The sequence below is a fragment of the Psychrobacter sp. TPE 89C genome (assembly GCF_055522395.1).
Genome location: NZ_JBVFXW010000009.1, coordinates 85839 through 92729, shown reverse-complemented (window position 1 = coordinate 92729; position 6891 = coordinate 85839). Strand labels below are relative to the sequence as shown.

7 protein-coding genes are annotated in these 6891 nt (G+C 44.5%); 2 read left to right on the top strand and 5 right to left on the bottom strand.

The genetic code is table 11. The features are described 5' to 3' along the window. Positions 1-86: 86 nt before the first annotated feature. The 4 genes from ACZW67_RS05015 to ACZW67_RS05000 form a co-directional block, all read right to left on the bottom strand. Complete coding sequence (locus ACZW67_RS05015) at positions 87-464, bottom strand: DsrE family protein (RefSeq protein ID WP_197099517.1); 378 nt, start codon at positions 462-464, stop codon at positions 87-89. A 192-nt stretch (positions 465-656) separates the two neighbouring features. Next, positions 657-1199, bottom strand: coding sequence for an acyl-CoA thioesterase (locus tag ACZW67_RS05010; RefSeq protein WP_465182379.1), 543 nt, complete (start codon positions 1197-1199; stop codon positions 657-659). Between the two features lie 59 nt (positions 1200-1258). Next, the gene (locus ACZW67_RS05005; RefSeq protein WP_465182378.1) at positions 1259-2413 is read right to left on the bottom strand and encodes a YheT family hydrolase; all 1155 of its coding nucleotides are present in this window, start codon (positions 2411-2413) and stop codon (positions 1259-1261) included. A 242-nt stretch (positions 2414-2655) separates the two neighbouring features. Then, entirely contained in the window at positions 2656-3252 is a 597-nt protein-coding gene (locus tag ACZW67_RS05000) for a YigZ family protein (RefSeq protein ID WP_465182377.1), read from the bottom strand. Positions 3253-3554: 302 nt separating this feature from the next. Between ACZW67_RS05000 and ACZW67_RS04995 the strand changes: the two genes are divergently transcribed. Together ACZW67_RS04995 and ACZW67_RS04990 are read left to right on the top strand one after the other, a co-directional pair. Next, positions 3555-4259 (top strand): pseudouridine synthase, encoded by a 705-nt coding sequence (locus ACZW67_RS04995; protein WP_465182376.1) that lies wholly within the window; start codon positions 3555-3557, stop codon positions 4257-4259. Positions 4260-4630: 371 nt separating this feature from the next. Next, entirely contained in the window at positions 4631-5695 is a 1065-nt protein-coding gene (locus tag ACZW67_RS04990; protein ID WP_465182375.1) for a disulfide isomerase DsbC N-terminal domain-containing protein, read from the top strand. Positions 5696-5732: 37 nt separating this feature from the next. On the opposite strand, the gene ACZW67_RS04985 is transcribed toward ACZW67_RS04990, so the two are convergent. Further along, complete coding sequence (locus tag ACZW67_RS04985) at positions 5733-6812, bottom strand: homocysteine S-methyltransferase family protein (protein WP_465182374.1); 1080 nt, start codon at positions 6810-6812, stop codon at positions 5733-5735. Between the last annotated feature and the right edge of the window lie 79 nt (positions 6813-6891).

Sequence of the window (6891 nt, the reverse complement as noted above, 5' to 3'; positions counted from 1 at the left end):
CAAAAAAAAGCCAGCCTCCGAACCATCCAAAATGATGATTAAGAAAACTGACCCATTCTTATAACTTTGCTTTTTAAGTTTTATTATTAACTCAACTGCAATGACCCTTTCGCATTCATCAACAGCTCAACCACGTCATCACCACTGATGACCGTAAAGCGCTTATCGATGGCTGACTCTCCGATACCGTTATGCTTCATACATGCACTACAGACCAAGACTTGACCGCCTTTTTCAATAAAGGCTTCTAATAACTCGCCAGCAGGTTCAAACGGCGCACCGATATCTACTTTTGCCAACGCGTTGGGCAATGCCAAATGCACGGCATCTACCATCAATATCACTGAGGCAGAGTGTCCTTTTTTGAGTGCCACACCAGCCATGGTAAAAGCCAAGGTGATTTTGCTTGGATTCGATTCGCTATTGTCGAATAGCGTACCAACGTAATCCGTATTATTAATCATATTATTTTCCTTATGAGACTATTTTTAATTAGATAGTATTTTGTTGAGTGTCAAACTCACTACCATCCTAACATTTAATATATTTATTTATATAATGTATTGTTATGCAATAGTAGCCATAAGGTGGCTTGTTTGTGACGTGCTTTCAATAAACGCTTAATAAGAGTTGTTTTAAGTTAGAATTTCTAGCCACTACTCTGTTGGTGGCCATGGGCGGTCGGCATCACTCTCTATCCATTCGGCGACGTAGCCAGTTGGCGGTAGATCCCACTCAGACTGCCCCAATGCTGCCAGTACTTGTGCTGTGTCAATCACTCTGCCACCCTTTGTCACGCCCGTACGCAGTAGCGCAGATGAGCAGGGCTGTCCCTTGACCCACATTGATTGCTCGATATAGAGCCAGCGCGCATCGATACCGACGATTTTGGTCTTTAGCGTGACTTTTTGAAAGGCGCGAATACGCTTACGGTATTGGATGGTGCTGCCCGCGATGACCAAACCCCAACGCTGTTTTAACAGTTGCTTGCCAAGCCCAGTCCGTACCGCAAAATCCATACGCCCCAAATCATACAGCGTGAATACGCGGCCGTTATTCATCTCCAAAAAGTTATCGATATCAGATAAGCGGCAGCGAAATTGAATCTCACTGGTGTCCTTGAATGTCAATGTATCGCCTCGTTTTGCTTTTAGGGCGGCATGAGCGATGGTGCTGGCGTAGCGGATAAATGGATACATAGAACACTCTCAAAAGTTTATAAACGTTGGCGTTATTATTTTGTCATCTATGGCAATGATTATTTATTGCCAGAGACCGCATCTTGATAAGGTTCTTTAATAGAAGCTACGCCAATATGATTAAAATAAGCACTGACGGTTTCGGGTATCCAGTTGATATCGAACTTTGAGGTTTTTGCTTTTTTACCATTAGTTCCAGATTGCTTAACGTTAGATTTATCAGCAGTAGATTGACAGTTTACTGAAGAGCTGTCTGTGCCATTCTCTGGATGACTGTCTGAATGATAACGCAGATAACCGATATGACCACCGTGTTCCGTATCCAAGATAGTGACGCTATCAGAAACATCGTTTGGCGTCGCGGTAAAGCCAATGAAAGGATCGTCCTTTGCACTAATTAATAGTAGAGGCTTGGTTACGTTGATCAAATAAGGTAGGGCAGAAGAAGATTGATAATAGTGATTGTTAGAGCGGTAGCCATGACGCGGGGCGGTGAAGATGTCATCGAAATCGCTAATACGATTGACGGCTTTGATAGCATCAATTTCCTCTTTGGTAATATCGTTCGCCAACGCTTTTTTGATAATTGGATTCAGCAAATAAGGCGTATAGATACGATGACTCAAAAAGCTGTGCATGGTAATGGCCGCTGACGACATATCAACGGGAGCAGAGATGACCGCAGCGCCTTTGCAGATAGCTTCGTCACCATACTCGCCCATGTACTTCGCTAGTGCATTACCACCGAGTGACACGCCAGCCGCATAGATATTGGCATACTGCGCACGTAAGTTCTGTAGCGCGTGATGCACCTCGGCAGTATCACCCGCATTATAAAAAACTCGACCATTAGCTGGAATACCGCCACAACTACGAAAGTGTACTACCACAAAATGCCAGCCTTGCGCATGCATTTGATATGCGAGTGCGCGAGCATAATGGCTATCGCTACTGCCTTCCATACCATGAAATAGCACAATCAATGGCGTTTGCTCAAGCTCACCATCTTTTGATGCCTCTACAGGATGCGCATCATAAAAGTCGTAAGCAATATCGGTTTCACTTAAGGAATCTTGCATTACCACGCGGCGATACGTCGGTGCTTTGGGTGCAAAGAACTTGGGCAAGATGCTCTGCAAATGTGGATTGGTTAGCCAAAATGGCGGTTTAAAAGGGGCTGGAGAGAACGGCTTGTTCGATTTTGAAACAGACATAAATGGCTCTTATTTAATTATTGTTAAAAAGCAATGGCTTATCATACCGATGGCAATGGCCAAAACCAATGCTTTTCAGTGAACGCATGGATACTCAATGTTAGCTATTCAATATCAGCTACTCAATATCAGGCACTTAAAACAGCTACTTAAAACAACCACTGCAAAGTAGACGCTTAAAAACAGTCATTCGAAAGTAAATGCTGAAAAGCGGTCAATTAACATCGTATATTATTCATCATTCAAGGCATATCCAACACCCGCCCATCCATAGCCAAGCGCTCTTTTAAACTGTCAATATCGGCCTCAGCTAGCGTCACAATCAGTGTCACTTGCTTACTATAAGCGACGTCATCGATGCTGCCGTTCAGGCTATCGACGACGTAACGACATTGGGCTTCGGTGGCAAACTCTGCCAATATCTGTACTTGTGCCATTGGGACATAAGGGCTTAATGTCATCTGGTCGACGGCCGCTTGCGCTGAACCTGCATACGCACGGGTCAGACCACCTGCGCCTAACTTAATACCACCGAAATAACGCACCACGATGATAATGACATTACCGATAGATTTGTGCTGTAAGACATTTAATATCGGACGTCCCGCCGTGCCATTTGGCTCACCATCATCATCAAAGCCAGCACTGGTGGTGTTATTTGGATCGCCAATGATATAAGCCCAGCAGTGGTGACGGGCATCGGGATACTTTTCTCGTAGCTGTTCCACGTGAAACATTGCGTCCTCGCGTGACGCTACGGGATAAGCATAAGCAATAAACTCAGATTTTTTGATTTCTAAGCGAGCAGTGACGGTACGTTTTAGCGTTTGATAGCTCATATTTCATCAGGTCTAGGTTGGATATGGTAAACTTGTCTTACTTTCACTGTCGTCCATATTTGGCACAGTGTTTATTTAATTTTTATTATAGTACCACTTCTTACCCGTGAAGATAGCGATGCAAGCTCAATGTGAGTGCCTGCGTTGCTGCTATAGTCGGTTCAAGATAATTTAGAGACAAGAACGGCAAGTGAAAGGACTACAAACAGTAGACGACACCAGCCTGATATCCTCTCTAATTTAGATAGAACTGAATATACCGAGGTAGAGTAGGTATCATAAAATGGATGGTAGTAAATAGTATGCGTCTAGATAAATTTATTAGTAAAGCCACTGAGCTGTCACGTAAAGAATCCAAAAAAATCATGCACGCAGGTGAGATTATGGTGAACGAGCAGGTCGTCAAAGATCCCGGTTTGCATGTCGATATCGTCAATGACGAAGTGATGTGGGGCGGTGAACCACTCTCGGTAGCAGCGGGCAATCGTTATATCTTGCTTCATAAACCTGAAGGTTTTGAATGTACGCTAAAGGCCAAAGAATACCCAATCGTTACTGAGCTGATTTCAGTTCCAGAGCTTGGTAGCTTACGCATTGCTGGTCGCCTCGATGTCGATACCACTGGTGCGCTGCTGATCAGTGATGACGGTGGTTGGCTACATCGTGTGACCAGTCCTAAGCACGAGCATGCAAAAACATATGAGCTGACCCTAGCTGATGCAATGGATAACGATGCTCAGGCCAATGCAGTCAAAGAAGTAGCGGAAGGTATCTTGTTAGAAGGCGATCACGAAGAAACCAAACCTGCGGTTCTTGAGTTCATCGATGCAACACATGCGCGCCTGACGTTAGAGCAAGGCAAATATCATCAAGTCAAACGTATGATGGGCTACTTTGGCAATCGAGTGACTGAGCTACATCGTGCCAGTATTGGTCATATCAATCTAGAAGGGTTGGAGAAAGGCGACAGTCGTTTCTTAACACCAGAAGAAGTTGCTAAGTTTTAAGTCGTTACTTTTTTTCGATTTGAGATAGTTTCGATTTGAGATGATTTCGCTTTAAAATAACTCGTAAACATATTGTCTAAAATGAGCAGCAACTAAACAGTGTGCTGCTTTTTTTCGTTCATTTTCAGGGCAGTATGTGTTGCCTATCTCTTAAAGCTAGGTAGCAATTTTGCAAAATTGAGCCTTTAATACTTTGCAACCATTGTCCTTGTGCTAAAGTCTCATCACCTCTTTAATCTCTATATTTACATTATGTGGTACTTGTTATACCACGTGGCAGGCATGAACAATGTGGTTATTAAAAACCATCGCTATTAAACACTATTGTTATTAAATACTGTCATTATTACAAATCAGATAGGACTGTCTCTGTGAAATTATCCGTATTAAAATCTGCTGGTCTAATCAGTACCATACTGTTGGCAACGACTGCATGTGCTGAGCCTAGTGCCAATGATGCTACCAGCAAGAATATCAGTCAAAGTGCTCAAAGCCCTCAAGGTACTGGCACAGTAAGTAAATCTGTTGACAGTCGCTTACGCCAATTGCTAACTCAGGCAGGTATCAAAACGCAAATCACTTCTATTGTGCCTTCCAACTTACCAAATATGTATCAGGTCAATTTGGCTGGGCAGTTGCCTTTGCATATTACTGAAGATGGCAGATATGTCATCCAAGGTGAGCTACAAAAGAATCCAAGCAAGCGGGTAGTGACCAAAACACCAGCACGCAGCACAAGTGCAGAGATAGGTAAACCTGTCACTGCTAGCGTCAAATCTGACATGCTAGCAAATATGGCAGCGCTGAAAAACATGAGTGCTAAAACACCATTTTTCTATACGGCCGTACCTGGTGTTATTTGGGGGGCGACGTTAGAAGGCGTACCTTTTTTATTATCAGATGATGCGCAGTACATCACCGATGGTGAGATATCTGTCATCGAAAATGGCCAGTTTATTGGGCTTGACGAAGCGTTTGAATCACTGAAAAACCAGTCTGTATTTGCGACGTTGGATAAGAGCCAACTGATTACCTATCCTGCGACTAGCAAAGAACGTGCTGTCATCTATGTGGCTGATGATGTGAATTGTCCGTACTGCCGCCGATTGCATCAACAGATACCAATGCTCAATACAAAAGGTGTAACTGTCAACGTAATCGGCTATCCGATATACGAGGCATCACCTACGCAAATGCGTGGTATCTGGTGTCAAGCTGATGAAAGCAGTCGTCGCAAAGCTTTTGACAAAGCAATGCTAGCGGGTCAGATGACGCCTGCACCAGCGAGCTGTAACACCGATCATATAACGCCGAACCGTGAAAAAGCAGCTGGTCTGGCCGTGATGGCGACGCCTGCTATTTACCGTGAGGATGGTGTACTCTATCAAGCCAGCTTTGAAAGCCCTGAATTCTTAGAGTTTTTGGGCGTAGACTAAGCGAGACTAACACCGTAGCAGTTTAATAGTTCTCTGACTATAGGTGCTGCGCGAGTCGTTCGATATGTTCGACGCCAATCCCGCAGCAACCGCCAATGATATTTGCACCTGAGTCTTGCCAGAGCTCTGCCCACGTTAGGTAATGCTCAGGTGTGGTGTCCTCACGCATATCGCGCAGTTGTGCATTGGCTTGTTTATGGACTTGCTCTGAGACAAAAGCATTGGCATAGACGCCCAGTTGCATAGGGTGCGCTGCTTTATCAATCAGATCTTTCGCAGTTTGCAATGCTGCATTCATGACTTCAGGCTGACTACAGTTAAATAGTACGGCATCGACATTCAATGCCATCATAGCCTGTACGGCTTCGGCTACTGATTCACCGGAGCGCAACGTCGGTGTGCTCACAGCACGATTGGAATCAGCACTGCTATTAATATCATCGGCAGCAATATCTAACTGACTGTCATCTAGTGTAAATGCGATCCAAATAGGTTTAGATGCGATTTCCTTTTTAGATATAGCTTCTTTTTGAGCCGCTGTGAATTCCGTAATTAGCTGATGCCACGTTTGTGCTTCAACGATACTACTTTGCGTCTCTACTAGCCACATATCCACATAATCTACCTGTGCAGACAACAATGGATGCGCAATTGTAGGGGCTTGCGTGGAGTCAAATAAATCTGGACGATAAGAGCCAAATAGTGGCGGCAAGCAGCCAGCGATTTGTACGCTTACTGAGCTATTCTGCTTTTCGCTTGCTTGTACGGCTTCAAATGCGAGCTGCGCCGCAGTTCTGATGAGCTGTTCACCCTCACTAAAAAAGCTGTCTCCCAGATGGTAAGGAGTGACCGCATAGCTGTTGACGGTGATAACAGTCGCACCCGCTTTTATGTAGTCTAAATGGACATCACGAACACTATCTGGCGCTAGGCTCAATGACAGTGCTGACCATTCAGGTTGGCGAAAAGGAGCGCCGCGTCGCTCAAGTTCACGTCCCATACCGCCATCTAGTATCGTGATTGGTGGTAGAGAGTTAGGCGCTGGCGTGGTAAGCGAGTCATTAGGCTGAGTCGCTGTTACTGTATCTGTCATTGGAGAGATTGTTTGAGTGTGCATCGTACGCTCACTTATAAATTGGTTTGATGTAGGGCGTATCATCAACTAGCACATTAATACGTTTAGTGGGCTTAAAATG

Bases quoted from the DNA above. Each gene is read 5' to 3' on its own strand.
- ACZW67_RS05005 (WP_465182378.1), bottom strand. From the start codon at position 2,413: ATGTCTGTTTCAAAATCGAACAAGCCGTTCTCTCCAGCCCCTTTTAAA.
- ACZW67_RS04985 (WP_465182374.1), bottom strand. From the start codon at position 6,812: ATGCACACTCAAACAATCTCTCCAATGACAGATACAGTAACAGCGACT.
- ACZW67_RS05000 (WP_465182377.1), bottom strand. From the start codon at position 3,252: ATGAGCTATCAAACGCTAAAACGTACCGTCACTGCTCGCTTAGAAATC.
- ACZW67_RS05015 (WP_197099517.1), bottom strand. From the start codon at position 464: ATGATTAATAATACGGATTACGTTGGTACGCTATTCGACAATAGCGAA.
- ACZW67_RS05010 (WP_465182379.1), bottom strand. From the start codon at position 1,199: ATGTATCCATTTATCCGCTACGCCAGCACCATCGCTCATGCCGCCCTA.
- ACZW67_RS04995 (WP_465182376.1), top strand. From the start codon at position 3,555: ATGCGTCTAGATAAATTTATTAGTAAAGCCACTGAGCTGTCACGTAAA.